This window comes from Actinosynnema sp. CA-299493 (assembly GCF_050946825.1).
Lineage (GTDB): Bacteria > Actinomycetota > Actinomycetes > Mycobacteriales > Pseudonocardiaceae > Actinosynnema.
This window is the reverse complement of record NZ_CP191993.1, coordinates 243119-269150: the sequence shown is the minus strand read 5'-3', so window position 1 is coordinate 269150 and position 26032 is coordinate 243119. Positions and strand designations below refer to the sequence as shown.

The following is a 26032-nucleotide window of genomic DNA, read 5'->3' as shown; positions in this document are numbered from 1 at the left end:
GCACTGCCCGCCGGTCGTCCTCCCACCGGCACCAGCAGGAGCATTCGAATCATGAGCGCCAATCACGACGCGTACACCTCCGGCACCAGCCGCATCCGACCGCCGGCCCGCCCGGTGGCCGACCAGCCGGTCTGGAACCCGCAACGCGGCACGTCGATGCCCGTGCACCGCTACCGCCCGTTCCACGAGCAGGTGGAAACCGTCGACCTGCCCGACCGCACGTGGCCGACCAAGCGGATCACCAAGGCGCCGCTGTGGTGCGCGGTCGACCTGCGCGACGGCAACCAGGCCCTGATCGACCCCATGTCCCCCGCCCGCAAGCGCAAGATGTTCGACCTGCTGGTGCGGATGGGCTACAAGGAGATCGAGGTCGGCTTCCCAGCCGCGTCGCAGACCGACTTCGACTTCGTCCGCGAGATCGTCGAGGACGGCGCGATCCCGCCCGACGTCACCATCCAGGTGCTGACCCAGTGCCGCCCCGAGCTGATCACCCGCACGTTCGAGTCGCTGCGCGGCGCGGGCAAGGCGATCGTGCACTTCTACAACTCGACGTCCATCCTGCAACGCCGGGTGGTGTTCAAGTCCGACCGCGAGGGCATCAAGAAGATCGCCACGGACGCCGCCGCGTTCGCGCTGGAGCAGGAGAAGCACTACCCGGAGACCGAGTTCCGCTACGAGTACTCGCCCGAGTCCTACACCGGCACCGAGCTGTCGTACGCGCTGGAGGTCTGCGACGCCGTGTCGGCGATCATCGCGCCGACGCCGGAGAAGCCGCTGATCATCAACCTGCCGGCGACGGTGGAGATGGCCACGCCGAACGTCTACGCCGACTCGATCGAGTGGATGTCGCGCAACCTGGCCCGCCGTGACTCGATCATCCTGTCGCTGCACCCGCACAACGACCGCGGCACCGGCGTGGCCGCCGCCGAGCTGGGCTACCTGGCGGGCGCCGACCGGATCGAGGGCTGCCTGTTCGGCAACGGCGAGCGCACCGGCAACGTGTGCCTGGTGACGCTGGGCATGAACATGTTCAGCCAGGGCGTCGACCCGCAGATCGACTTCTCCGACATCGACGAGGTCCGGCGCACGGTCGAGTACTGCAACCAGTTGCCCGTCCCCGAGCGGCACCCGTACGGCGGCGACCTGGTGTTCACCGCGTTCTCCGGCTCGCACCAGGACGCGATCAAGAAGGGCTTCGAGGCCCTGGAGGACGCCGCCAAGGCCGCCGGGCAGCACGTGGACGAGTTCCCGTGGGACGTCCCGTACCTGCCGATCGACCCGAAGGACGTCGGCCGCAACTACGAGGCCGTGATCCGGGTGAACTCGCAGTCCGGCAAGGGCGGCGTGGCGTACCTGATGAAGACCGAGCACCACCTGGACCTGCCGCGCCGGTTGCAGGTGGAGTTCTCCAAGGTCATCCAGGAGGTCACCGACACCAGGGGCGGCGAGATCGGCCCCAAGGACATGTGGGACGCGTTCGCGGACGAGTACCTGGACGCCACCGCGCCGCTGAGGCTGCTGCGGCAGAAGGTGTCCGGCGACGGCAGCGGCCACGAGACGATCAAGGCCGTGGTCGTGGTCGACGGCGAGACGCAGGAGATCACCGGCGGCGGCAACGGCCCGATCGCCGCGTTCGTGGACGCCCTGGCCACCGTCGGCTACGACGTGCGCGTGCTGGACTACTTCGAGCACGCCATGTCGTCGGGTGACGACGCCCGTGCCGCGGCCTACCTGGAGTGCGCCGTGTCCGACCGCGTGCTGTGGGGCGTCGGCATCGACAGCTCCACGGTGGCCGCGTCCCTGCGCGCCCTGGTCTCGGCGATCAACCGAGCCAACCGGTAGGGGTCACGGGGTTCCTCGCCGCCGCGCGGTGGCGAGGAACCCCGCCCACCGGGCCGCGGGGAAGCTCAGCGCGGGCCCTCCGGCGTTCTTCGAGTCCCGGACCCCGATCACCGTGTCGGTAGCGGCCACCTCGACGCAGTTGCCGTTGTCGGCGGAGTAACTGGACTTGGTCCAACGGACGTGGGCGGCCATGGCGACCTCCGGTTATCCCTTGAGCAGTGACGTGATCAAGGAAGCGGACTCGCGCTGGTCGAGCGCGACAGCGCGAAGGTTCTTCGCTGACATGCTATAGGCCCGGACCTGTGCCGGTTCCTGCACGTTGAGCGCGCCTTCCTGCACTTCCACGTACACGACGTCGCGGAACTTCTCGAAGCCGAGCAGCACGAACGAGCCGGTGGTCGCCGAATGCACTCCGGCCTCGGTGCGGATCACCTGGATGTCCAGGTTGGGTCGAGCACCCAACTCCAGCAGGTGCTCCAGTTGACCCCTCATGACATCCGCGTCGCCGACCGGTCGGTGCAGCGCCGACTCTTCGACGATCGCGTGCAGCGCCAGCGGGTTCTCCTCGGCGAACAGACGTCGCTGGCGCTCCATCCGGAAGTGCACGACCCGATCGCCGTGATCAGGTCGGACCCGTCGAGAAGACGTAGTCACCGCGGTGGCGTAAGCCTCGGTCTGGAGCAGGGCGGGCAGGACGATCGGCTCATAGGCGAACTCGGTCGCCGCCAGGCGTTCGAGACCGACGAAGGTCTGGAACCAGTCCGGGACGACGTCGGTCCACGCGCCCCACCACGTGCTCTCGTCGTCCTGTCCGGCGAGGGCGACGAGCCGGTCGATGTCCGCGCGATCCGCACCGTAGAAGCCGAGGAGTATCGCGACCTCGTTGGGGCGTTGGCGGTACATGCCGCCCTCGATCTGGCTGATCTTGCCCGAGGTGCAGCCCAGCACCTTCGCCGCCTCGGTGCCCTTCTTCCGCGCCCGTTCGCGGTGGTCCCGCAGTTCATTGCCGATCAGCCAGCTCAACGCCGAGGGCTCAGCCACCCGTCCTCCTTCACCTCGCCGGCAAGTGTGCCCGGTGGCGGCGTGGTCCCGGCAGTCACCCGATTGAGGAATACCTAAATTCTTAGCTAATCCCTAGCTTAGCTCTTGCGGCCTTGGGTCGTGGCTGGCCGGATGCCGCGCGGGTGACGTCGCGCGGCGTCCGGCCGGTCCTCACCGTTCGGGAGGGCTCGTGTGGCAGGAACTGCATCTCCAGGTCAGGAACCGGCTGTCGGTGGTCGAAGGGGTCGCGGCCGGCGGCGACGAGCGGGTGGTGGCGGACCTCGGGCGGTCCGAGGTGCCGCTGCTCGTGGCCGCGATCCGCGTGCTGCTCGACGGCCACCGGCCCGACGCCGAGGGCTACTGCCGAGCCTGCTGGGGACGGAGGTGGTGGCAGCGGCCCACTGTTCCGTGCCGCCAGTACCTGCTCGCGCGGACGGTGTTGCTGGACCTGTCGGTGGACGCGCGGGAGGTGGCGTGATGGCGGCGCCGACGTTGCGGGGGCGACTGCTGGGGCGGGAGGTCCGGTCGATTCGCGAAGCGGCCGGGATCAGCGCCGAGGAGGTGGCGGCCCGGTCCCGGGGGTCGGTGCGGCAGATAGAACGGGTCGAGGCCGGGTACGCGCCCGTCCGGTTCCCCGACATGGTGGCGTGCGCGCCCGCCCTCGGGGACTCCTACCAGCGGCTGCTGAAGGCGTCGCAAGAAGCGCACCTGCCCGAACTGCGGTGCACATGGGGTGTGGAGGCGACGCAGGTGCTCGACCTGCTGCACGCCACGGCAACCGGCGTGCACACGGTCGCGAGCGGCGAGCGGCCGTTCACGTTGTTCCTCATGCCGGAAGGTCCCGACGTCGTCTTCCACGCCCATCTGGCCTCCGCGTTCTTCACCGAACACCTCGACGAGATCAGTGCCGCGCATCACATCATCGAGGCTCTACCTGCGGATTTGTGACGTCGAGCCAACAGGTTGCCGGTCTCGTTCGCGGTGGCCACGCTGATCAGCGTGCCGATCGGGATGGCGGTCAGGGCCGCTCAGCGCCGCGCCGTGGACGCCGCCGCGACCGCCTGAGCCAAGCGGGCGCGCACGGCGGCACGGGCGCGCGAGTAGGCCAGCGGGTCGTCGTGCAGCACCGACTGGGCGTTGGCCATCTCCAGGAACGCGATCAGCTCGAACGCGAGCTGGTCCGGGTCGGCGACCTCCGGGATCGCGGCGGCGGTCTCGCGGACGTAGGCGTTCCACTCGCGCCCGTACCCGGCGATCGCGTCGCGCACCCGTCCCGGCCGGGCGTCGAACTCGGCCTGCACGGCGTAGAAGAAGCACCCGCCGGGGAACGTGCGGCGCTCCGAGTACGCCAGCCACGAGTCCAGCAGCGCCGCCAGCCGCGCCACGCCGGGGGGTTCGGTCACCGGGTCGACGACCTCGCGCGCGAAGATCGCCGCCGCCGCGCGCACGGTCGAGAGCTGGAGCTCCTCCTTGGACCCGAAGTGCGCGAACACGCCGCTCTTGCTGACCTCCAGCTCGGTGGCCAGCCGCCCGATCGACAGGCCCTCCAGCCCTTCCACCGACGCGATCTCCGCGGCCCGCCGCAGGATCTGCCGCCGCGTCTGCTCGCCGCGCTCCACCCGTCCGTCGACCTTCACGTCCTCCACGCTAGCCGGTTGACCACTCGCAAACTAACTGTACGATCGTTCGTACAACTTGAGGGGTGGAACGCATGGATCTCCTGGACCTGAACCGGTCGTCGCTCGACCTCAACCTGAAGCTCATGGCCGACCTGGAGGAAGCGCACCTGGACCTGCCCACGCCGTGCGCCGGCTGGACCGTCTACGAACTGCTGCGCCACCAGGTCGAGTCGACCCTGTCGTTCACCGCGGCCATCCGCCGCACGGCCGTCGAGCCGCCCGCGAGCGACGACATGGCCACCGCCTACCGGGTCGCCACCGACGCGGTCACCGAGGCGTTCCGGGCGGACGGCGTGCTGGAGCGCGAGGCCGAGTTCCCGGGCTACGGCCGCCGTCCGGGCAGCCACCTCGTGGCCGCGCACTTCGTGGACAACCTGACGCACGCCTGGGACCTGTGCCGCGCGATCGGGATCGACAGCACCCTCGACACCGGGCTCGCCACGGCCGCCTACCGGATGGCGCGGCACTACCCGACCACGCCGGACGTCCGCGGGCCGGGAGCGGCGTTCGCGCTGCCGGTCGACGTGCCCGAGGACGCGCCGATCACCGACCGCCTCATCGGGCTGCTCGGCCGCTCGCCGAACTGGCCCGCGTGAGGACCGGGTCGGGGGCGCCGCCACAGGGGGAGGCGCCCCCGACCCACTACCCCGGTAGCACGTCGGGAATGGGCCGCCTGCCTCGCGGTCGTGCGGCTGCTCTACCGGCCCGCGAGCCGCTGACCCGGCTCCGGGCGCACGTCGCCGGCGGGCACCACGGCGCCTTCGCCGTCCACGAACCGCACCCGGACCCGTCGTCCGTCGTCCGCCCGGTAGACGACCGTGGACACGGTGTCCGGCAGGTGCGCGTCGCCCCACTCCTGCAACGCGCACAGCACCACGTTCACCTGCCGGCCCGCCTCGGTGAGGCAGTAGCCGTCCCGCGGGCGCTGCCCCGGCTCGCGGTAGGACTGCCTGGCCAGCAGGCCGCTGTCGACCAGCTTCGCGAGCCTGGCCGCGAGCACGTCGGAGGCGATGCCGAGGCGCGCGCGGAACTCGGAGAAGCGGGTCGCGCCGGCGAGGGCCTCGCGCAGGACGAGGAACGTCCAGCGCTCACCGACGAGGTCCACCGCCTTGACCAAGGAGCAGTTCCCGTCCGGTGCCGTCACGGCCCCAGTATGGCTCGGTTGTGAATGCCAATCCAGCCAAGCTAGGTTGGCAAAGCCAACTCACCTCTGGGAGAACCCTCCATGAAGATCGCCAACTCGGTCGCCCTGGTCACGGGGGCCAACCGCGGCCTCGGCCTGCACTTCGCGCGGCAGTTACTGGCACGCGGCGCGGCGAAGGTCTACGCCACCGCGCGCGACGCCGGCTCGATCGACCTGCCGGGCGTCGAGGTGCTGTCGCTGGACATCACCGACCCGGCCGCCGTCGCCGCCGCGGCCGACGCCGCCCGCGACGTCACCCTGCTGGTCAACAACGCGGGCATCATCACCGGCGAGAACCTGGTCACCGGCGACCCCGCCGCGATCCGGCTGGAGATGGACACGCACTTCTACGGCACGCTGGAGATGATCCGGGCGTTCGCGCCGGTCCTCGCGGCCAACGGCGGCGGCGCCATCCTGAACGTGCTGTCGTCGATGTCCTGGGTCTCCTACGACCGCGCCACCGCCTACAGCGCGGCCAAGGCGGCGCAGTGGAGCCTGACCAACGGCGCCCGGGTGGAGCTCGCCGGCCAGGGCACGCTGGTCACCGGCGTGCTGCTGGGCGTGACGGACACCGACATGACCGCGAGCATGGACGTGCCCAAGAACGACCCGGCCGACGTCGTGCGCGTCGCGCTGGACGGCGTCGAGGCCGACCTCGTCGAGGTGCTGGCCGACCAGGTCGTCGTGGACCTGAAGGCCGCGCTGTCCGCCGACCCGCGCACCCTCTACCCGCAGGTGGTCTGAGCGACCGGTCCGGGGGACGCCGCGCGGCGTCCCCCGGACCCGGGACTACGGGTTCAGCACCTCGGACACCGACGCCGGGCCGACCAGCGGCATGTCCGGCGAGACGCTGTCCTCCTCCACCAGCACGGCCTCGACCGCGTGCGGCCGGATGCGGCCGGACCGGATGTCCTCCGCCCAGTGGCACGCCACCTTGTGCCCCGGCAGCACCTCGCGCAGCGCGGGCCGCTCGGTGTCGCACCGGGTCGCCTGCTTCCACGGGCAGCGCGTGTGGAAGCGGCAGCCCGTCGGCGGGTTGGCGGGCGACGGCAGGTCGCCGGTGAGCAGGATCCGCTCGCGCTCGTCCTCCACCACCGGGTCCGGCACGGGGATCGCGGACAGCAGCGCCCTGGTGTACGGGTGCAGCGGCTCGGCGTAGAGGTCGTCCGAGGTCGCCTCCTCCACCAGGCCGCCCAGGTACATCACGCCGACCCGGTCGGAGATGTGCCGCACCACGGCGAGGTCGTGCGCGATCACCAGGTAGGTGAGCCCGAACTCCTCCTGGAGGTCCTCCAGCAGGTTCACCACCTGCGCCTGCACCGACACGTCCAGCGCGGACACCGGCTCGTCGGCGATGATCAGGTCCGGCTCGACCGCCAGCGCCCGCGCGATGCCGATGCGCTGCCGCTGGCCGCCGGAGAACTCGTGCGGGTACTTGCGCAGCGACGTCGACGGCAGCCCGACCGCCGACAGCAGCTCCCGCAGGCGCTTGCCGGTCTGCTCGCGACCCTTGTCCAGGCCGTGCGCCCGCAGGCCCTCGACCAGCAGCGAGTCCACCGACTGCCGCGGGTCCAGGGACGACATGGGGTCCTGGAACACCATCTGCATCCGGCGGCGCATCCGGCGCAGTTCCTCGCCCTTGAGCCCGACCAGGTCGGTGCCGTCGAACAGCACGCGGCCGTCCGTCGGCTCGACCAGCCGCAGCATCCCGCGGCCCAGCGTCGACTTGCCGCAGCCGGACTCGCCGACCAGGCCGTAGGTCTCACCGCGCTTGATCCGCAGGTCCACGCCGTCGACCGCGTAGACGTGGCCGACCGTGCGGTCGACCAGCAGGCCCCGCTTGATCGGGAAGTGGATCTTCAGGCCCTCGACCGACACCAGCGTGTCGCCCGCGGGGGCGTCGGCGGCTGCCGGTTCGACAGCGGCGGTCATGCGGGCACCTCCTGGGCGGCGGGCGTTCCCGGCAGCACCGGGTTGTGGCAGCGCAGCGACCGCACGTCACCGGCCTCCAGCTCGGGCGTGACCTCGCGGCACACCGCCAGCGCGTTGGGACAACGGGGGGCGAACGCGCACCCGTGGTCCCACGGGATGTTGTCGGCGACCGAGCCCTTGATGGGGACCAGCTTCTCGCCGCGCGCGCCGTCGAGCCGGGGGATCGACGCCAGCAGCCCGTGCGTGTACGGGTGCCGCGGCTCGGCGAACAGCGGGTACCGCGCCGCCTTCTCCACGACCCGGCCGCCGTAGAGCACGTTGACCTCGTCGCACAGCCCCGCCACGACGCCCAGGTCGTGCGTGATCATGATCAGCGCCGTGCCCATGTCCCGCACCAGCTCCTTGAGCAGGGCGAGGATCTGGGCCTGGATCGTCACGTCCAGCGCCGTGGTCGGCTCGTCGGCGATGAGCAGCCGGGGCCGGCACGCCAGCGCGATCGCGATCAGCGCGCGCTGCCGCATACCGCCGGAGAGCTGGTGCGGGTACTCGCTCAACCTGCGCCGCGGGTCCGGGATGCCGACCCGGCCCAGCAGCTCGGCCGCCTCCACCATCGCCGCCTTGCGGGACATGCCGCGGTGCCGTTCCAGCACCTCGGTGACCTGCAACCCGATCGGGATCACCGGGTTGAGGGACGACAGCGGGTCCTGGAACACCATGCCCAGGTCGCGGCCACGCCGGTTGCGCATCTCCCGGTCGTTCAGGGTGAGCAGGTCGGTGCCCTCGAACCGGACCGAGCCGGTGACCTTGTTGCCGCGCGAGGGCAGCAGGCCCATGATCGCCAGCGACGTCACGGACTTGCCGCAGCCGGACTCGCCGACCAGGCCGACCGTCTGGCCGGGGTCGACGTCGAAGGAGACGCCGTCCACGGCGGTGAAGGGCTCGGTGCCCTTGCGCTGGAAGACCACCCGCAGATCACGCACTTCGAGCAACGCCATCGCGGTTCACCTCCGGTTCTTCGGGTCGAGCGCCTCGCGCAACGACTCGCCGAGCAGGGTGAAGCCCAGCGCGACGATGATGATGGCGATGGCCGGGTAGAACGCCAGCTCCGGCTTGACGTCGATGTAGCGCTGCGAGTTGCCGAGCATCAGGCCCCACTCGGCCCGGGACGGGTCCGGGTCGCCGAGGCCGAGGAACGACAGCGACGCCGCCTCGATGATCGCCGTCGCCAGGGTCAGCGTCGACTGCACGATGACCGGGCCGAGCGAGTTCGGCAGCATGTGCCGGAACACGACGGTCCGCCGCCGCACGCCCAGCGCCGTCGCCGCGAGCACGTGGTCGCTGTGCCGTTGGGCGAGCATGGCGCCGCGCAGCAGCCGGGCGAAGATCGGCACCGTGGTCACCGCGACCGCGATGATCACCGTGGTCTGGCTGCCCCGGCTCGCCAGCGCCGCGATCGAGATCGCCAGCAGCAGGCTGGGGATCGACAGCATGATGTCGGTGAACCGCATCAGCCAGCTGTCCACCCAGCCGCCGAACGCGCCGGCCGCGCCGCCGATGAGCATGCCGAGAACCAGGCCGATCAACGTCGCGCCGACGCCGACGACCAGCGACTGCTGCGCGCCGACCAGCAGCCGGCTGAAGAAGTCGCGGCCCAGCTCGTCACCGCCGAGCAGGAACCCCGGCTGCGCGCCGGGGATGAAGTCCGGCCGCAGGTCCTCCAGCAGTTCCGGGTAGCGCTGGTAGGGGTCCTTCGGCGCGATGAACGGCGCGATGATCGCCAGCACCACGAACAGGAGCACGAGGAACGCGCCCAGCAGGGCGACCGGGCTGCGGAGCATCCGCCGCACCGCGTCGGCGGCGAGGCTCGTGCCCGCCGACTCGGCCAGCGCGTCCACCCGCTGCCGCTTGCGCTTGAGGAGACTGGTCATGATGCCCGCACCCTCGGGTCGATGATCGCGTAGGAGATGTCGACCAGCAGGTTGACGAGCACGTAGACCACCGCCGCGAGCAGCAGCAACGCCTGCAGGCGCGGGTAGTCCCGGCGCTCGATCCCCTGGGCCAGCAACGATCCCAGCCCGCCCCACACGAACACCCGCTCGGTGAGCACGGCGCCGCCCAGCAGCAGACCGGTCTGGAGACCGATCGTGGTGGACACCGGCAGCATCGCGTTGCGCAGCACGTGCCGGCGGCGGACCAGCGTCGCCTGAAGGCCCTTGGCGTTGGCGGTGCGGACGAAGTCCTCGTTGAGCACGTCGAGCACCGAGGCGCGGGTGATCCGCACGATGACCGCGAGCGGGATGGTGCCCAGCGCGATCGCGGGCAGCACGAGGTGCCACAGCGCGTCGGCCGCGACGTCCCACTCCTGGGTCAGCAGCCCGTCGAGCACGGCGAAGTTCGTGACGTGCGTCGGGTCGATGGTGACGTCCTGCCTGCCCGACGGCGGGAACAGCGCCAGGTCCTGCGCGAACAGCTGCTTGAGCAGGATGCCGAGGAAGAACACGGGCACGGCGACGCCGACCAGCGTGCCGATGACCGTGGCGTTGTCCAGGAACCGCCCGCGGTAGCTGGCCGCCAGGTAGCCGAGCGGGATGCCCAGCACGACGGCGAACAGCAGCGCGGTCAGGCCCAGCTCGATGGTGGCGGGCAGCGCGCGGCTGATCTCGGCCACCACCGGCTCGCCGCTGATCAGCGAGCTGCCGAAGTCACCGCTGAGGATGCGGCCCAGGAACTTGAAGTACTGGATGAAGATCGGCTGGTCGAGGCCGAGGACCTTGTTGAGCGCCTCGATCTTCTCCGGGGTCGCCTTGTCGCCGAGCAGCGCGCCGGCCGGCCCGCCGGGCAGCGACCGCAGCCAGACGAAGACCAGCAGCGAGAGGATGAGCAGTGTGGGGATCGCCTGGAGCAGGCGACGGACTATGAATCGCAGCATGTGGAAGCCCTCTGGACAGCACGGGTGGTGACGTCCGGGTCACGGACGCCACCACCCGCCTACCGTTCGGTTCAGCCCTTGCTCACCGTGTCGAAGCGCTCGTCGGTCAGCGGGCTGGGGACGAGGCCCGAGATCTTGCTGCTGACCACGATCGCCGGCGGCGAGTGGGACACCGGGATCGCGGGCAGGTACTTGCTCATCAGGTCGCGGCTCACCTGCTTGTAGGCGTCCGCGTGCTGGCCCTGGTCCACGACGCCGTCGGCCGCGGCGATCGCGTCGAACAGCGTCTGGTCGCCGAAGCCGAACTCCTTCTTCTCGCGACCGAAGAAGGTGCCGATGAAGTTGCCGGCGTCGTTGTAGTCACCGGTCCAGCCGAGCAGGTGCATGTCGTGCTTGCCGAGCTTCTGCACGTCGTCCTTGTAGCCGCCGTTCCACGGCCGGGACACGATCTCGGCGGTGATGCCCGCGGCCTTCAGGTCGTCGGCGATGACCGCCGCGATCTCGGACGGGTTCGGCATGTACGGCCGGCTGACCTCGGTGGGCACGTAGAACTTGAGGGACAGGTTCGACACGCCGGCCTGCGCGAGCAGGTCCTTGGCCTTGGCCAGGTCGTACGGGTACTGCTGCACGTCGTCGGCGTAGCCGGCCACGGTCTTCGGCATGAACTGCGTCGCCACCTCGGCGCCCAGCGGCAGCTTGGTCTTCACCAGCTGGTCGCGGTTCACCGCGTAGGCGATGGCCTGGCGGACCCGGAGGTCCTTCAGGGCGGGGTTGTTCGCGCCGTTGAGGCCCAGGTACAGGATGTTGAACGCGGGCCGCGGCGTGACGTTGAAGCCGTCGGTCTTCAGCGAGTTGTAGTCCGCCGGGCTCGGGAAGTCGTAGCCGTCGATCGTGCCGGCCTTGAGCTCCTGCTTGCGCGCGTTCTCATCGGGGATGATCTTGAAGATCAGCTTGTCGAGCTTGGCCTTCTCGCCCCAGTAGTCGTCGTTGCGGACCAGGGTGATCGTCTTGTTGGCCTTGTCGAACTTCTCCAGCTTGAACGCGCCGGTACCGGTCGGGTGCTCGGTCGCGTAAGCCGGGTAGGTGAACGAGTCGCCGGACTGCACGACGTTGTCCGCGTCGTACTTCTTCAGCGCCTCGGGGCTGGAGATGGAGAGCGCCGTCAAGCCGAAGGCGGCCGGGAAGGCACCCTTGTACTTGTTGAGGTTCAGCACGGCGGTGTGCTCGTCCTTGGCCTCGCACGACTTGTAGACCGGCTCGCCCGCCGCGTCGCCCTCGTTCTTGGCGAAGCCCTCGAACACGTCGCCGTAGTAGATCATCTGGCTCTGGGCGCCCGCGCCCTTCATGTTGAACCAGCGGTCCATGTTGAAGCAGACGGCGGCGGCGTCGAACGGCGTGCCGTCGTGGAACTTGACGCCCTTGCGCAGGTCGAACGTCCAGGACTTGCCGTCCGTGCTCGGCGTCCACTTCTCCGCGAGACCCGGCGCGAGGTCGGCGGTGCCCCGCTTGTAGGTGACCAGCGTGTCGAACATCTGGCGGATGGGCCGGAAGCTCTCGCCGTCGTCGTTGAAGATCGGGTCGAAGTTCTTGGGCTCGCCCGCGGCGCCGAAGACCATCGTGCCGCCGACCTTGCCGGACCCCGAGTCGTCGCCGCGCTCGGATTGGGCACAGGCCGACAGTGCCAGTGCCGCGACGCCGGTCAGGCCGATCGCGGCCAACCATCGGCGCCGGGCCGTTCGAGAATGAAGCATTTGACACACCCCTAGGGAAATCCGGGATCTCACGGTGTGGTCACGGACCCTAACCGGTCACCACAACCTTCCGCTTCGTCCGAGGTCACGATCCGGCCACGTGAATCAGCATTAACACACGTCCCGCACAGCTTCGCTGACCCACCGTGACCACGGCGGATCGGGTGAACGCCCTCTTACGCTGTACAACGGACAACAGAACCGCACACGCGCGGGAAGGAGGTCGCTGGTGAGCCCTGTGGTCGAGTTCCGCGTCCTCGGCCCGTTGCAGGTGCTGGTCGACGGCGAGCAGGTCGTGGTGCGGGCGGGGCGGCAGCGGTCCCTGCTTGTGTCTCTTCTCATGCGCGCCGGCGCCGGCGTCTCGGTGGACGAGCTGGCGGAGCACATCTGGGGCGCCGAGCCTCCCGCGCGGGCACGCGGCACGTTGCAGACCTACGTGATGCGGCTGCGGCAGGTGCTCGGACCGGCGGTGCCCATCCGGACCGTGCCCGACGGCTACCTGATCGACGTCGACGAGCGCACCATCGACGTGATGCGGTTCGAGCAGCTCGTCGAGGAGGGCGAGCGCGAGCGGGCCGCGGGCAGGCTGGAGTCGGCGTCGGCGATCTTCACCGCCGCGCTGGCGCTGTGGCGCGGTCCCGCGATGGTGGACGTGCCGTCGGAGGTGCTGCACCGCGACGAGGTCCCCCGCCTGGGTGAACGGCGGCTGCACGTGGAGGAGCGCCGGGTCGAGGTCGACCTCGAACTGGGCAGGCACGCCGAGCTGATCCCCGAGCTGTCCCGGCTGACCAGCGAACACCCGCTGCGCGAGCGGCTGTGGGCGCAGCTGATGATCGCGCTGTACCGGTCCGGGCGGCAGGCCGACGCGCTCGGCGCCTACCGGCGGGTCGGCGGGCTGCTGGCCGAGCAGCTCGGCATCGACCCCGGCGACGAGCTGCGGCGCGTGCACCAGCAGGTGCTCGGCGGTTCGCCGGCGCTCGACCTGGGGCAGGGCGCGTCCGCCGCGCGGCGTGACCGGGTGGTGCCCTCGCAGCTGCCCGCCGACATCGGCGACTTCGTGGGCCGTGAGCAGGCCGTTCAGCTGATCGAGGCGTTGCTGCGGACCGCGCAGGGCGTGCCGGTGGTCACGCTGGCCGGGCCGCCCGGCGTCGGCAAGACGGCGCTGGCCGTGCACGCGGCGCACCAGATGCGGCACTTCTTCCCCGACGGGCAGCTGTACGTCAACCTGCGCGGTTACGCCCAGGGGCCGCCGCTGAGCGCGGTGGACGTGCTGCCGCGGTTCCTGCGGGCGCAGGGCGTGCCGCCCGAGTCCGTGCCGCTGGACCAGGACGAGCAGGAGGCGATGTTCCGGTCGCGGCTGACCGGCCAGCAGGTGCTGCTGGTGCTGGACAACGCGGCCAACGCCGAGCAGATCCGGCCGCTGCTGCCCGGCTCGCCGGGGTGCGCGGTGCTCGTGACCAGCCGCGACACCCTGCGCGGGCTGGCGGTCAGCCACGCCGCGTCCAACGTGCGGCTCGACGTGCTCGACCGGTCCGAGACGCGGGCGCTGCTGGCCGGGATGCTCGGCGACGACGTGGTGGCGGCGCAGTCCGCCGCGGCCGACGAGCTGGCCGAGCTGTGCGCGCACCTGCCGCTGGCGCTGCGGATCGCGGCGGCGAACCTGCTGTCCCGGCCGGAGATCACCATCGCGTCCTACGTGGAGGAGCTGCGGGCGGGCAACCGGCTCGCGGCGCTGGCCGTGGAGGGTGACGAGCGGGCGGCCGTGCACGCGGCGTTCGACCTGTCGTACACGGCGCTGAAGCCGGAGCTGGCGTCGCTGTTCCGGCTGCTGTCGCTGGCGCCGGGCGACATCACGCCGGACGTGGCGGCGGCGCTGGGCGGGCTGACCACGCAGGACGCGCGCCGTCGGCTCGACCGGCTGGCCACGGCGAACCTCGTGGACAACCACGCGCCCGGCCGCTACCAGTTCCACGACCTGCTGCGGGACTACGCGACCGAGCGGCGCGGGATCGAGGACGACCCGGCGGAGAGCGCGCAGGCGTCGCGGCGGCTGCTGGACTGGTCGATCCGGTCGGTGGACAACGCCACGGACGCGTTCAAGAGCACCCTGCTGCGGCTGCCGCGCACCGACGTCGTGGCGGGCGTGTCACCGCGCCTGTTCTCCACCTCGGCCGAGGCCCTGGCCTGGCTGGACGCCGAGCGGGCCAACCTCGTCGGGCTCGTCGTGCACGCCGCCGACCGCCAGCCCGACCGCGACGTGTGGCAGCTGGCCGACGCGTTGCGGCGGTACTTCTACACGATCGGGCTACCCGCCGAGTGGCTCGCGACGGCGAAGGCGGGGCTCGCGGTGGCGCAGGGCTCGCAGGACGCGGTCGGCGAGGTGGCGATGCTGTCGTCGCTGGGCACGCTGCACTGGGCGATCGGGCAGCACCTGGTGGCCGTCGACTACTTCCGCCGGGCCATCCCGATCCAGCAGCGCACCGGCGCCGCGCCCGCGGTCGAGGCGGCCGTGCTGTCCAACCTGGGCACGGTCTACATCGAGGTGGGCGACCTGGAGCAGGCCGCGGAACACCTGGAGCGGGCGCTCGTGATCACCCGGACCATCGGGGCGCTGCAGCAGGAGGGCATCGCCCAGCTCAACCTCGGCGGCGTCTACATGCAGCTCGGGCAGCTGGACCGGGCCGTGTCGTCGTTCGAGGGCGCGCTGGACGTCGGCAACCGGCTCGGCGCGTGGATGACGCAGGCCGACAGCCACCGCGCGCTGGCCGAGGCGCACCTGTTCCTCGGCCGGCCGCAACGGGCCGCCGAGCTGTACGAGAGGTGCGGTGAGCTGTACGAACGGGCCGGCGCGCGTCGGTTCGCGCACTTCTCGCACGAGGGCCTGGCGTTGGCGCACGTGATGCGTGGCCGGTGGGCCGACGCCGCGCGCGAGGCCGAGCGGGCGGTCGGCATCGCGGAGGAGCTGGGCAACCTGAAGGGGTTGTGCGACGCGAAGAACGCCTGGGGTGAGGCGTTGTGCGGGCTGGGCAGGCTGGAGGAGGCGGTCGAGCGCACGACGGAGGCGCTGCGGATCGCCGAGGAGACCGGCTACCCCTTGGGCATCTGCGCGGCACGCCGCAGCCTGGCGCTGACCCACCGCGCGGCGGGCAGGCTGGACGAGGCGCGCTACTCGGCGAGCCAGGCGCTGGACAGCGCCGTCCGGTACCGGCTGCGGATCGCCGAGGTGGACCTGCTGGCCGTGCTCGGGCGGATCAGGTTCGACCAGGGCGACGCGGCGCAGGCGCTCGACCTGGCGCGGCGGTGCCTGGAGATGAGCGCGGCCACGGGGCAGCGGTGCGTGCACGCGCGGGCCGCCCACCTGGTCGGCGACGTCCTGGCCGCCACCGGCCACGACGCCGAGGCGCCACGGCACTGGCGGACGGCGCTGGAGTGGTTCACCGCCGTCGGGTCGCCGGACGCGGACGTGGTGCGGGCGTCGCTCGACGCGTGACCCGGCCGGGCTCCGTTCGACCTGGTGCCACTCGGGCGTCGCTCAGTCGGTTGGTCGGGCGGTCGGGCGTCGGGCGGTCGGGCGCCGCTCAAGCGCGCCACCCGGGCGGGCGTCGCTCAGTCGGGCGTCACGATCCGGTCGGCGCGGGCCTTCGTGCCGTCCACCGCGAACCAGCCGCGTTCGAACGCCTGCCAGCGCCGCAGGTGCGCACGACTCGCCTCGCCGTCCCGCTCGACGGCCCGGCGCAACCGTTCCCCCGCGTCCGGCACCTCGACCCAGATCGCCTCGTCCAGGTGCGGCGCGATCGACCGCCGGGCCGCCGACACGCCCTCGACGACCAGCACGTCCGGCACCGGCACGTGCACCAGGTCGCCGAGGCGCGGCACGCCGCCCGGCCACTCCACGCGCCGGTAGTGGGCCTCGCGGCCGTGCCGCAGCGGGTCGAGGACCTCGGCGACCAGGCGCGGCCACCACGACACCGGGTCGGTCCAGGTGGCGAAGTGGTCGGTCGGCACCACGGTCGCGCCCAGCTCCAACGCCAGGCGCGCCGCGAACGTCGACTTGCCCGAGCCCGAGGGCCCGTCCACCGCGACGAGCCTCACATGCTGCGCCGGCCGGACAGCGCCCGGCCGAGGGTCAGCTCGTCGGCGAACTCCAGGTCGCCGCCCATCGGCAGGCCGGACGCGAGCCTGGTGACGCTGAGGCCCGGGAAGTCCCGCAGCATCCGCACCAGGTACGTCGCGGTCGCCTCGCCCTCCGTGTTCGGGTCCGTGGCGATGATGATCTCCGACACGTCCGTGCCGATCCGGGTGAGGAGCTGCCTGATCCGCAACTGGTCCGGCCCGACGCCCGACAACGGGTCGAGCGCGCCGCCCAGGACGTGGTAGCGGCCCTTGAACTCGCGGGTCCGCTCGACCGCCAGCACGTCCTTCGGCTCCTCCACCACGCAGATCAGGGTCAGGTCACGGCGCGGGTCGCGACAGATGCGGCAGGTCGTCTCGGCCGAGACGTTGCCGCACACGTCGCAGAACACCACGCCGTCCTTGACCTTCTGCAACGCGTCCTGGAGCCGGCCGATGTCGGCCGGGTCCGCGGCGAGCAGGTGGAAGGCGATGCGCTGCGCGCTCTTCGGACCGACGCCCGGCAGCCTGCCGAGCTCGTCGATCAAGTCCTGGACAGGCCCTTCGTACATCAGCCGAACAGCTTCCCGAGACCGCCGAGGTCGTCCATGCCGCCCATGCCGCTGGCGAGCGGGCCCATCTTCTGGGCCGCCAGTTCCTGCGCGGCGCGGTTGGCGTCGCGCACGGCGGCGACGACCAGGTCGGACAGCGTCTCGACGTCGTCCGGGTCGACCGCCTTCGGGTCGATGTTCAGGCTCTTGAGCTCACCACCGCCGGACACGACGGCGGTGACCAGACCGCCGCCGGCGGTGCCGGTGACCTCGGCCTCGGCCAGCTCCTGCTGGGCTTCCGCGAGCTGCTGCTGCATCTTCTGCGCCTGCTGGAGGATTTGCTGCATGTTGGGCCCACCGGGTTGCACCGCGGGTTCCTCTCTTCGGGGTCTGCCGCCGTTCACCAGCGTAGTCGCGACGATCAGCCCTTCAACGGCCGAGCGCCAAGCTGGTCGGCGAGGAGCTTGAGCACCACGGCCTCCGGGTCGAGCCGCTGGTCGTCCGCGTCGCCGGGCAGGGCGGCCTCGGCCAGCATCTCCTCTTCGTCCACCGGCTCCGGCGGGAGGGGCTCATCGGGCTCCGGCGGCTCGGGGGGCGGCGGCACGTCATCGGCCGGGGCCCGGCCGGACGGCGCCGGGCGGGACGGTTCGGGCTGCCTGGTCTGACCGGGCTGCTGGGCCTGGCTCGGCCTGGTCACCGCGGGGCGCTGCGGTTTCTGCGCCGCCTGGCGGGCCGGCGCCGCGGCCGCGTCGCCGTGCACGCACCTCACCTGCCACGTGCCACCGAGGACCTGCGCGAACGCGGCGGCGATGGCGTCGGCGTTGCGCGGCTCGGCGAGCCTGCGGGCGAGCGGGGCGGAGGTGTGGGTGAGGGTGACCGTGGTGCCGTCGACGTCGGCGACGGTGGCGTTGGTGAGCATCGCCTCGGTGCTCCGGCTCGTGCCGCGGACCACGCCCAGCAGCTCCGACCAGCGCCGCCGCACCTCGACCGCGTCGACACCGCCGGAGGACGGCGCCGGCACGGCCGCCGGTTCCGCCGGGCGTGGCGCGGCTGCCGGTTCGTCCGGGAGTGACGCGACGGGCGGCGCCGCGGGCTCGACCGGGTCCGGCACCTCGACCTGCGGCGGAGCCGGAATGTCGGTGACCCGGGCGGCATCGCCGGAGGACTGCTCGGGCCGCGCCGGCGCGCCGGCGGACCTCATCGCGGCCGACTTCAGCACCGGCGGCGTCGGCAGCCCGGGCGGGACGGCGCTCGGCGCGGGAGCGGCGGGCGGCGCAATACCGGCGGGCGGCGCGGTGTCGGCGGGCGGGCCGGGTGGCGCGGCGGCTTGCGGGGCCGCCACGGCGGACGCGACCGGCACCGCGGCCTGGGGGACAGCGGCCTGCGGGACAGCGGTCTGCGGCGCCGCCGCCTGCGGGACACCTGCCTGCGCCGCCGCGGCCTGGGGGACAGCGGCCTGCGGGACAGCGGCGGGTGGCGGCGGGGTGGCCGGCTGCGGCGGGGTGGCGGGTTCGGCGGCACGCTGCGACGGGCGCTGGAAGCGGGTCTCCGCGGGACCTGCCGGTGCGCCGCCCGCCGGTGGGCCGTGGCGTTCCAGCTGTTCGACGCGTTGCAGCAGGCCGGACTCCAGGTCGCCGACCGACGGCAGGAGCATCCGCGCCGTCACGAGTTCGAGCAGCAGGCGGGGCGCGGTCGAGCCGCGCATCTCGGTCAGCCCCTGGTGCAGGATCTCCGCCCAGCGGGTGATCGTCGCGGGCCGGGTCGCGTCGCGTTGCGCGACCATCTTGGCCAGCTCGTCGTCCGGCGCGGACACCAGGCCGCGCGCCGCCGCGTCCGGCACGGCGTGCAGCAGCACCAGGTCACGCAGCCGGTCGAGCAGGTCGGACGCGAACCGGCGCGGGTCGTGCCCGGCCTCGACCAGTCGGTCGACGGTGCCGAACACGGCCGAGCCGTCGCCGTTCGCCAGGCCGTCCACCACGTCGTCGATCAACGCCACGTCGGTCACGCCGAGCAACGAGATCGCCCGGTCGTAGCGCACCCCTTCGGGGCCCGCGCCGGACAGCAGCTGGTCCATCACCGACTGCGTGTCCCGCGCCGACCCACCGCCCGCGCGGATCACCAGCGGGAACACCGCCTGGTCGACGGTCACGCCCTCGGCCGCGCAGTTGCGCTCCAGCAGCGCCCGCATCGAGCTCGGCGGGATCAGCCGGAACGGGTAGTGGTGCGTGCGCGAGCGGATGGTGGGCAGCACCTTGTCCGGCTCGGTGGTGGCGAAGATGAAGATCAGGTGCTCGGGCGGTTCCTCCACGATCTTCAGCAGGGCGTTGAAGCCCTGCGTGGTGACCATGTGCGCCTCGTCGATGATGAACACCCGGTACCGCGACTCGGCCGGCGCGTAGAACGCCTTGTCCCGCAGCTCGCGCGCGTCGTCCACGCCACCGTGGCTGGCCGCGTCCAGCTCGACCACGTCCACGCTGCCCGGACCGTTGGGCGCCAGGCCCACGCACGAGTTGCACTCACCGCACGGGTCGGGTGTCGGGCCCTGCACGCAGTTCAGCGAGCGCGCCATGATGCGGGCGCTGGACGTCTTGCCGCACCCGCGCGGCCCGGAGAACAGGTACGCGTGGTTGACCCGACCGGCCGCCAGGGCGGTGCGCAGCGGTTCGGTGACGTGCTCCTGACCGACGACCTCGCCGAAGGTCGCCGGACGGTACTTGCGGTAGAGGGCGAGCGCCACGTCGGGGACCTTACCGGGAGGGTCCGACAAAGAAAGGGGACCCCGTGCACCCACCAGAGCCCGCTTATCCTTGCTGCCTTCCGGCCCTGGGGAAGTTCGCGAGATATGTGCCGCACGAGGTCCGAGACCAGTGTAGCCGGTCGCCCTCCCGGCCCTGTCCGCACCCACTCCGGGCACGGGAGAATTTCACCGGTTAGCGGCACTACCCGGTGAAGGAGGAACCAGATGAGGGCTCTCGTCCTCGCGTGCACCGCCTTGGTGCTCGGAGCCACCGCCGCGGCGGCCGACCCCGTGCCACCGCGGCACGCCGTCGTCATCTGCCAGACCGCGAGCTTCTACGGCAACTACGACCACTCGGTCGGGCCGGTCGAGTTCAAGCGGACGTTGACCTACGGCAACAAGATCGGCCACACGCCCGGCGCCCACCCCGTCTACAACGGGTGGGCGGCGAGCATGGACTTCGGCCCCGACGACTGGGGGTACATCCGGATCGAGTGCATCGGGGGTTACGACTCGTGGTGAGAGCACTCGTAGTGAGAGCACTCGTGGTGAAAGCGACGGCGGCCCTCGCCGCCGTCGTCGCGCTCGTCGCCACCGCGTCACCCGCCCAGGCCGCCAACGGCACCGTCGGCGAACGCGAGACCGTGTGCGCCACCGACCTCTACGTCCGCACCGCGCCGAACGACGGCCCGTGGATGGGCACCCTCTACCGCGGCCAGACGTTCCTGGTGAAGGGCCCGAAGACCGGCAACTACGTCTACGGCTTCGCCTACGGGCACATCAACGCGCACGGCTGGGTGGTCGACGGCTGGTTCTGCTAGCCGAGGGCGGTCGTGAACAGCGGCACGGCGTGGTCCAGCGCGTAGGCCGTGCCCAGCGCCGAACCGCTGGAGAAGGCGTTGACCAGGGCCTCGTCCTCCAGGATCAACGCCTTCTCCGGCACCAGCGGGTTGGCCTTGAGCGCGGTCGCGTCACCGCCGATGGGGAACAGCACGCTCAGGTCGGCGGTCAGCAGGTCCAGCCGCTCGGTGGAGATGTCGACGTAGAACGTGCCCGAGGCGAGGTCCTCGACGTCCGCGCGCAGGGTGAAGCCGAGGGCCTTCAGGAAGTCCGCGCGCGGGTCGCCGGAGACGTAGGCGCCGAACTTGCCGTCGAAGTACGCGCCGACCACGGCGGTCTTGCCGGCGAACTTCTCGTTGGCGGCGAACTTCGCGTCCAGGTCGGCGACGATCCTCTCGCCCTCGGCCACCTTGCCCAGGGCCTTCGCGACCAGCTCGACCTGCTGCCGCCACGACGTGCCGTACGGGATGACGTCCTTCGGCGCGCCGATCGTGGGCGCGATCTTGGACAGCGTCTCGTGCTTCTTCTCGTCGTTGTCCGACCTGGTGTTGAGGATGAGGTCGGGCTGGAGCGCGGCGACGGCCTCGTAGTCGATCTCCGTGGTGCCCAGCAGCGTCGGCGCCTGCTGGTAGAGCCCCTCCGCCCACGGCCCGACGCCCTTGCCGCCGAACGCCAGCCAGTCGCTCGCCCCGACCGGCTGCACGCCGAGCGCGAGGGCGGTCTCGGCGTCCGACCAGCCCAGCGCCACGACCCGCGTCGGCGGTTCCTCGATCGTCACGGGCCCGAACCGGGTGTCGACCGTGACCCCGGACGAGGTCGGCGCGGCGTCACCGCCGCCTCCCCCGCAGGCGGCCAGGAGCAGGGCGGACAGGACGATCACCAAACCACGCTTCATTAGGCAAGCCTAACCGAACCCATTGGCGACCGATGCGTCCGACCCACCGACCACCCGTTTTGGGGGACGCACGGACCCTCCGTTAGACTCCTCCACGGAGGATTCGCATAGTGGCCTAGTGCGCACGACTGGAAATCGTGTTGGGTTAACCCCCTCACGGGTTCAAATCCCGTATCCTCCGCAGATCAGAGCCCCGGCGCCGTCAGGCAACCGGGGCTCTGCTCATTTTCCGGCCCGGTGCAACGCCGGAGGTCACCAACCGCGTTTAACCAGTGATCGACCGTGATCACTGGGAGGACACGCATGAGGATCTTCACGACCGCCGTCGCCGCGGCCGTCGCCGGAGCGGGCCTGCTCGCCGGCGGTGTCGCCACGGCTTCGGCCCAGGTCGGGGCGAGCGCACCGCCGCGGTACTCCGCCACGGCGTGGCACGACGTCAACGTCCGGCACTGCCCGTCGACGTCGTGCACGCAGGCGCCGGGCAGCCCGGTCCTGGCCGGCTGGACGGTCGGGGTGTACTGCTGGGTGCACGGCGAGTCGGTCACGGACTTCGGTTACACGAACGACGTGTGGCTGAACATCGGCCGGCAGGACGGCGGCACGCAGTGGTCCAGCGCCATCTACTTCGCCGGCGACGAGTACGCGAACCTGCCGAAGGACGCCTACTGCGCCGACGCGCCCCAGCCGCCCACCACCACCCCGAGGCCGACCACCACCGAGCCGAGCCCCACCACCACGCCCGCGCCCACCACCACGCGGCCCGTCCCCACGACCACGCCCGGCCAGACCACCACCACGCGGCCGGTTCCCACGACCACCGCCGGCCCGACCAGCACCACCAGGCCGTCCACCCCGACGAGCACGGTCACCACTCGACCGTCCACCCCGATCACCACCACCGTCGTGCCCACGACCAGGCCCTAGCCCGGGGCTGATCGCGAAAAGGCCCCTCGGACGTCGCGTCCGAGGGGCCTTCCCGCTGCCGGGCTCAGTGCTTGGGCAGGTACTCCACGATGTCCTCCAGCAGGTAGACCAGCTGGTCGACGTGGGCGTTGCCGGTGCTCGGGCGCAGCTTCACGACCTGCGGGTCGTGGTCGCTGGCCTGGTCGGCGAACTCCGCGTTGACGTGCACGACGTCGTAGCGGTACCGGGTGATGTTCGCGCTGATCAGGATGTGGTCGAGGGTCTGGGAGTTGCCCTCGAACACGTAGCTGTACCGCTCGGCGGCGGGCAGGGTGTCCATCAGGGCCACCACGTCGCCCTTGCCGGTCAGCGTGCCGACCGCCGGGGAGAACTGGTAGTCGTTGATGTCGCCCGCGAGCACCACGTTGGCGCCCTTGTCGACGGCCTTGACCTGGTCCACGAAACCGCGCAGCAGCGCGGCCTGCTGAGCGCGCTGCACCTCGGAGCTGCGCACCGGCTCCTGGTAGCGACCGTGCATGGCCTGGTCGCCGCCCTTGGAGTTGAAGTGGTTCGCGACCACGAACACCGTGCGGCCCCGGAACTTGAACTCGCCGGCCAGCGGCTTGCGGCTGCTGTTCCACGCCGGGTCGGCGGGCGCGACGCGGCCCGGCGACACCGACAGCACGGCGCGGCCGTGCTGCTTCACGACGGACACCGGCGTGGTGGCGTCGCCGCCCGCGCGGTCCACGAAGGACACCCGGGCCGGGTTGAACAGGAACGCCACCCGGATGTTGCCGCCCGGCTCGCCGCCGTCGGCCTTGTTGACCGGGTCGATCTGGCGCCACTGGTAGCGCGGGCCGCCCGCGGCCGCGATGGCGTCGGTGAACTTGGCGAACGTCGCGTCCGCCGCCACCGTGCCGTCGTCGGTCGCGCCGTTGTTGTCCTGGATCTCCTCCAGCACCACGACGTCCGGGTTCTTCAGGTTGCCCACCACGGCGGCGGCGAGGCGGTCGAACTTGGCCTGGTCGTTGGTGGCGGCCAGGTTCTCCACGTTGTACGTGGCGACCGACAGCTCGTAGGAGCGCTGCGCGTCCGTGACCTCGGGCTCGATGCCGCCGGACACGTGCTCGCCCACCGTCTTCGCGGCCAGGGTGTAGCCGCCGAAGTTGGTGTACTCGACGTTGCCGACCGTCGCGCCGCGCCACACGTCGCCGACGTTGCTGACCTGCGGCGTGGCCGCGCCCGGCTTGACCTTGATCCGGCCGCTGTTGGGCTGGTCGTAGCCGAGGTAGATCGTGCCGCCGCGCGCGGTCGGGTGCTGGGTCGGGTTGGTGGTGATCCACGTCTCGCCGAAGCTGTTCGTGGGTCCGACCACGCGGGCGTCGTCGACCTGGACGTACATGCCCTCGCGGGACTCGTAGTAGTCCTGGCCGTAGGTCGCCGGGTCGAGCGGGAGGGACTCGATGGTGCCGCCGTTCGCGGTGGGCAGGTAGCCCGCCGGCGGGGTCAGGACCTCCGGCGTCGGCAGGGCGTTGCCCTTGGACTTCACGGTGACCGTGGCGCCGGTGATCTCGGTGAGCGTCTGGTTGGAGTTGCTCGCCGCGTCACCGCCCGGCCGGTACTCGGCGACGGTGCCGGAGACCAGCACCTCGTCGCCGGGCTCGACGGTCGGGGCGAGGGCCGCGGTGTAGACGAACACGCCCTCGCTGGTGCGCGGGTCGGCGTCCGGCGCGGTGTCCTGGAGCCAGAAGCCGCGGTCGCCGACGGCGCGGGTCGCGGTGACGACCCCGGGCACTCCGGTGACCTTCTGGCCGAGCAGCGGCGAGACGCGGGTCGTGCCCTGGACGTCGCGGACGCGCTTGTCGCCGGGTTCGGGCTCCGGGTCGGGATCGGGGTCGCCGGGGCCCTGGCCCTTGGTGTTGACCGGGGTCGGCGCGCCGATGGCGAAGTCGGCGGCGTTGTCGTCGGTGTCGGTCAGCGCGGTGCGGGCGGCCGAGGTGGCGTTGCCGGGGTTGGCGGTCGGCGTGGTCTCGCGGACGACGGTCGACGTGCCGTAGCCGACCAGGTCGCGCACGCGTGCGTCGGCGGCGCAGTCGGCGGCGGTCTTGCAGGTCAACGCGGAGGTCGCGGCGACCAGGGCGATCGTGCCGCCGGAGCCGCCCATGGCGATCGTGCCGGTGACGTCCGGCGCGGGCAGCTCCACCGTGCCGCCGGCGCCCTTGGCCTGTCCGACGAGGAACCGCCCGCCCGCGGCGATCGAGCCGGTCAGCGGGGTGACCTGCCACTGGCTGGACGCGCTGGCGCTCGCCGGGAGGTACTGCACGCTCCAGCCGTCGACGGCGACCGGCGCGGCGCCCGCGTTGGCCAGTTCGACGAAGTCCTGGGTCAGCGTGGCACCGGAGTTGCCACCACCGCCGTAGACCTCGGCGATCAGGGCGTCCTGGCTCGGGGCCGCGTGGATCGGCGTGGCGAGGGCGAACGTCACGGCCGAGGCGGCGGTGACCGCCAGCCCGACGCGCAGCGGGGTAGGTCTCAACGGGTCCTCCGGTAGTTGGCGGGTGCGCGCATCCTCCCCGGATCGAGTGAACGACGGAAGACACCGTCACTAACGGTTGACCATTACCCACTATCGAACGTGTGTTCGAACGTAGGGTAGGGTCATGGCCGTGCCCTCCCGGTGGCCCTCCCAGCGCCGGCGCGGACACGACATGCACAACAGGGGCGCCGACCCGGACCTGACGAGGCCCGGCTCGGCGCCCGTGCGCGTTGAGCGCCAACCGCCCTGGTCGGAGCGACCGACCGGAGCCTTGAACCGTTCTCGACCCAAGTGCCGGCAGGAGTTCTCCACGCGCCGGTCGCGGACTTCGATGTCGACAGCGCCGACGGGGTGATGGCCGGCGCCGATGGGACGCCACCGGAGCGTCTGCACCGGCCGGCCGGCAGGGCGATTGCCACCGGGAATGCCACCGAACGTCAGAGCCCCGGTTGCCGTGATCGGCAACCGGGGCTCTGAGCAGCGGTGGCGGTGGGATTTGAACCCACGGAGGCTTTCACCTCACACGCTTTCGAGGCGTGCTCCTTCGGCCGCTCGGACACGCCACCGCCGAGAACAATACAAGACCGGAGGGCGTCGACCAACAGGGGGTGGTCGATTGCATCTGCGCTGGTCAGGACGGGTGGCGGGGTCAGAGGTCCGCGAAGAACGACTCCATCAGGGCGGCGCAGCGCTCGGCCAGCACGCCGCCGACCACCTCGGGGCGGTGGTTGAGGCGGCGGTCGCGGACCACGTCCCACAGGGAGCCCGCGGCGCCGGTTCGGGGTTCCCAGCAGCCGAAGACGACTCGGTCGACCCTGGCCAGGACCAGCGCGCCGGCGCACATGGTGCACGGTTCGACGGTCACCGCCAGGGTGCAGCCGGTCAGGCGCCAGCCGTCGCCGTAGGCCGCGGCGGCGGCGCGGAGGGCCAGGACCTCGGCGTGCGCGGTCGGGTCGCCCAGGGCTTCGCGGGCGTTGCAGGCGCGCGCCAGCTCGGCGCCGTCCGGGCCGTAGACGACCGCGCCGATGGGGATGTCGCCCGTCCGGGGCGCCTCGGCGGCGACCTCCAGGGCGGCTTCGACCATCGCCTCGTCGGACGCCTGG

25 protein-coding genes, 2 tRNA genes and 1 other RNA gene are annotated in these 26032 nt (G+C 71.7%); 10 read left to right on the top strand and 18 right to left on the bottom strand.

What is annotated here, in order from left to right; genetic code table 11:
- Window positions 1-51 precede the first annotated feature (51 nt).
- Window positions 52-1842 carry a 2-isopropylmalate synthase gene (leuA, locus tag ACQPYE_RS01345; RefSeq protein WP_498718690.1) on the top strand — a complete coding sequence of 597 codons (1791 nt, stop codon included), beginning with the start codon at window positions 52-54 and terminating at the stop codon, window positions 1840-1842.
- 3 nt (window positions 1843-1845) lie between these two features.
- On the opposite strand, the gene ACQPYE_RS01340 is transcribed toward leuA, so the two are convergent.
- Together ACQPYE_RS01340 and ACQPYE_RS01335 are read right to left on the bottom strand one after the other, a co-directional pair.
- Complete coding sequence (locus ACQPYE_RS01340; protein ID WP_498718689.1) at window positions 1846-2034, bottom strand: DUF397 domain-containing protein; 189 nt, start codon at window positions 2032-2034, stop codon at window positions 1846-1848.
- A gap of 12 nt (window positions 2035-2046) precedes the next feature.
- Window positions 2047-2883, bottom strand: coding sequence for a helix-turn-helix domain-containing protein (locus tag ACQPYE_RS01335; protein ID WP_498718688.1), 837 nt, complete (start codon window positions 2881-2883; stop codon window positions 2047-2049).
- Window positions 2884-3073: 190 nt separating this feature from the next.
- Between ACQPYE_RS01335 and ACQPYE_RS01330 the strand changes: the two genes are divergently transcribed.
- Together ACQPYE_RS01330 and ACQPYE_RS01325 are read left to right on the top strand one after the other, a co-directional pair.
- Window positions 3074-3361 (top strand): hypothetical protein, encoded by a 288-nt coding sequence (locus tag ACQPYE_RS01330; protein WP_498718687.1) that lies wholly within the window; start codon window positions 3074-3076, stop codon window positions 3359-3361.
- Window positions 3361-3831, top strand: coding sequence for a helix-turn-helix domain-containing protein (locus ACQPYE_RS01325; RefSeq protein ID WP_498718686.1), 471 nt, complete (start codon window positions 3361-3363; stop codon window positions 3829-3831). The genes ACQPYE_RS01330 and ACQPYE_RS01325 overlap by 1 nt, the downstream gene beginning before the upstream one ends.
- 80 nt (window positions 3832-3911) lie before the next feature.
- On the opposite strand, the gene ACQPYE_RS01320 is transcribed toward ACQPYE_RS01325, so the two are convergent.
- On the bottom strand, window positions 3912-4529 hold the full coding sequence (locus ACQPYE_RS01320; protein ID WP_498718685.1) for a TetR/AcrR family transcriptional regulator: 618 nt from the start codon (window positions 4527-4529) through the stop codon (window positions 3912-3914).
- A gap of 65 nt (window positions 4530-4594) precedes the next feature.
- On the opposite strand from ACQPYE_RS01320, the gene ACQPYE_RS01315 reads away from it, so the two are divergent.
- Window positions 4595-5158, top strand: a complete 564-nt coding sequence (locus tag ACQPYE_RS01315; RefSeq protein WP_498718684.1) for a TIGR03086 family metal-binding protein — start codon at window positions 4595-4597, stop codon at window positions 5156-5158.
- Between the two features lie 101 nt (window positions 5159-5259).
- Here ACQPYE_RS01315 and ACQPYE_RS01310 read toward each other — a convergent pair whose 3' ends face one another.
- On the bottom strand, window positions 5260-5706 hold the full coding sequence (locus tag ACQPYE_RS01310) for a winged helix-turn-helix transcriptional regulator (protein ID WP_498718683.1): 447 nt from the start codon (window positions 5704-5706) through the stop codon (window positions 5260-5262).
- An 81-nt stretch (window positions 5707-5787) separates the two neighbouring features.
- Between ACQPYE_RS01310 and ACQPYE_RS01305 the strand changes: the two genes are divergently transcribed.
- Window positions 5788-6489 carry an SDR family oxidoreductase gene (locus tag ACQPYE_RS01305; protein WP_498718682.1) on the top strand — a complete coding sequence of 234 codons (702 nt, stop codon included), beginning with the start codon at window positions 5788-5790 and terminating at the stop codon, window positions 6487-6489.
- Window positions 6490-6534: 45 nt separating this feature from the next.
- On the opposite strand, the gene ACQPYE_RS01300 is transcribed toward ACQPYE_RS01305, so the two are convergent.
- The 5 genes from ACQPYE_RS01300 to ACQPYE_RS01280 form a co-directional block, all read right to left on the bottom strand.
- A complete protein-coding gene (locus ACQPYE_RS01300; protein WP_498718681.1) occupies window positions 6535-7677 on the bottom strand; it encodes an ABC transporter ATP-binding protein in 1143 nt (380 codons plus the stop codon).
- Entirely contained in the window at window positions 7674-8672 is a 999-nt protein-coding gene (locus ACQPYE_RS01295; protein ID WP_498718680.1) for an ABC transporter ATP-binding protein, read from the bottom strand. The genes ACQPYE_RS01300 and ACQPYE_RS01295 overlap by 4 nt, the downstream gene beginning before the upstream one ends.
- Window positions 8673-8678: 6 nt before the next feature.
- Complete coding sequence (locus tag ACQPYE_RS01290) at window positions 8679-9605, bottom strand: ABC transporter permease (RefSeq protein ID WP_498718679.1); 927 nt, start codon at window positions 9603-9605, stop codon at window positions 8679-8681.
- The gene (locus ACQPYE_RS01285) at window positions 9602-10606 is read right to left on the bottom strand and encodes an ABC transporter permease (protein ID WP_498718678.1); all 1005 of its coding nucleotides are present in this window, start codon (window positions 10604-10606) and stop codon (window positions 9602-9604) included. The genes ACQPYE_RS01290 and ACQPYE_RS01285 overlap by 4 nt, the downstream gene beginning before the upstream one ends.
- Before the next feature lie 71 nt (window positions 10607-10677).
- Window positions 10678-12357 (bottom strand): ABC transporter substrate-binding protein, encoded by a 1680-nt coding sequence (locus ACQPYE_RS01280; RefSeq protein WP_498718677.1) that lies wholly within the window; start codon window positions 12355-12357, stop codon window positions 10678-10680.
- Between the two features lie 229 nt (window positions 12358-12586).
- On the opposite strand from ACQPYE_RS01280, the gene ACQPYE_RS01275 reads away from it, so the two are divergent.
- On the top strand, window positions 12587-15847 hold the full coding sequence (locus ACQPYE_RS01275; protein ID WP_498718676.1) for an AfsR/SARP family transcriptional regulator: 3261 nt from the start codon (window positions 12587-12589) through the stop codon (window positions 15845-15847).
- Between the two features lie 116 nt (window positions 15848-15963).
- On the opposite strand, the gene ACQPYE_RS01270 is transcribed toward ACQPYE_RS01275, so the two are convergent.
- From ACQPYE_RS01270 to ffs, 5 genes are all read right to left on the bottom strand, one after another.
- Window positions 15964-16434 carry a uridine kinase family protein gene (locus tag ACQPYE_RS01270; protein WP_498718675.1) on the bottom strand — a complete coding sequence of 157 codons (471 nt, stop codon included), beginning with the start codon at window positions 16432-16434 and terminating at the stop codon, window positions 15964-15966.
- An 11-nt stretch (window positions 16435-16445) separates the two neighbouring features.
- The gene (gene recR, locus ACQPYE_RS01265; RefSeq protein ID WP_498718674.1) at window positions 16446-17039 is read right to left on the bottom strand and encodes a recombination mediator RecR; all 594 of its coding nucleotides are present in this window, start codon (window positions 17037-17039) and stop codon (window positions 16446-16448) included.
- Window positions 17039-17386, bottom strand: a complete 348-nt coding sequence (locus ACQPYE_RS01260) for a YbaB/EbfC family nucleoid-associated protein (protein WP_233818784.1) — start codon at window positions 17384-17386, stop codon at window positions 17039-17041. The genes recR and ACQPYE_RS01260 overlap by 1 nt, the downstream gene beginning before the upstream one ends.
- Before the next feature lie 53 nt (window positions 17387-17439).
- Window positions 17440-19755 carry a DNA polymerase III subunit gamma and tau gene (locus ACQPYE_RS01255; RefSeq protein WP_498718673.1) on the bottom strand — a complete coding sequence of 772 codons (2316 nt, stop codon included), beginning with the start codon at window positions 19753-19755 and terminating at the stop codon, window positions 17440-17442.
- Window positions 19756-19785: 30 nt separating this feature from the next.
- Window positions 19786-19882, bottom strand: an RNA gene (gene ffs / locus ACQPYE_RS01250) — signal recognition particle sRNA small type.
- 98 nt (window positions 19883-19980) lie between these two features.
- Here ffs and ACQPYE_RS01245 point away from each other — a divergent pair.
- Both ACQPYE_RS01245 and ACQPYE_RS01240 read left to right on the top strand, forming a co-directional pair.
- Window positions 19981-20277 carry a hypothetical protein gene (locus ACQPYE_RS01245; RefSeq protein ID WP_498718672.1) on the top strand — a complete coding sequence of 99 codons (297 nt, stop codon included), beginning with the start codon at window positions 19981-19983 and terminating at the stop codon, window positions 20275-20277.
- Window positions 20278-20300: 23 nt separating this feature from the next.
- The gene (locus ACQPYE_RS01240; RefSeq protein WP_498718671.1) at window positions 20301-20576 is read left to right on the top strand and encodes a hypothetical protein; all 276 of its coding nucleotides are present in this window, start codon (window positions 20301-20303) and stop codon (window positions 20574-20576) included.
- On the opposite strand, the gene ACQPYE_RS01235 is transcribed toward ACQPYE_RS01240, so the two are convergent.
- Window positions 20573-21490: an iron-siderophore ABC transporter substrate-binding protein gene (locus tag ACQPYE_RS01235; protein WP_498718669.1), complete on the bottom strand. Its 918-nt coding sequence runs from the start codon at window positions 21488-21490 to the stop codon at window positions 20573-20575. The genes ACQPYE_RS01240 and ACQPYE_RS01235 overlap by 4 nt on opposite strands.
- Before the next feature lie 96 nt (window positions 21491-21586).
- Here ACQPYE_RS01235 and ACQPYE_RS01230 point away from each other — a divergent pair.
- Together ACQPYE_RS01230 and ACQPYE_RS01225 are read left to right on the top strand one after the other, a co-directional pair.
- Window positions 21587-21671: transfer RNA gene (locus tag ACQPYE_RS01230), tRNA-Ser, on the top strand.
- Window positions 21672-21793: 122 nt separating this feature from the next.
- On the top strand, window positions 21794-22414 hold the full coding sequence (locus tag ACQPYE_RS01225) for a hypothetical protein (protein WP_498718668.1): 621 nt from the start codon (window positions 21794-21796) through the stop codon (window positions 22412-22414).
- A gap of 64 nt (window positions 22415-22478) precedes the next feature.
- Here the strand turns inward: ACQPYE_RS01225 and ACQPYE_RS01220 are convergent, their stop codons facing one another.
- The 3 genes from ACQPYE_RS01220 to ACQPYE_RS01210 form a co-directional block, all read right to left on the bottom strand.
- Complete coding sequence (locus ACQPYE_RS01220) at window positions 22479-24929, bottom strand: DUF8508 domain-containing protein (protein WP_498718667.1); 2451 nt, start codon at window positions 24927-24929, stop codon at window positions 22479-22481.
- 481 nt (window positions 24930-25410) lie between these two features.
- Window positions 25411-25495: transfer RNA gene (locus tag ACQPYE_RS01215), tRNA-Ser, on the bottom strand.
- A gap of 83 nt (window positions 25496-25578) precedes the next feature.
- Window positions 25579-26013 (bottom strand): nucleoside deaminase, encoded by a 435-nt coding sequence (locus ACQPYE_RS01210; RefSeq protein ID WP_498723097.1) that lies wholly within the window; start codon window positions 26011-26013, stop codon window positions 25579-25581.
- Window positions 26014-26032: the final 19 nt, after the last annotated feature.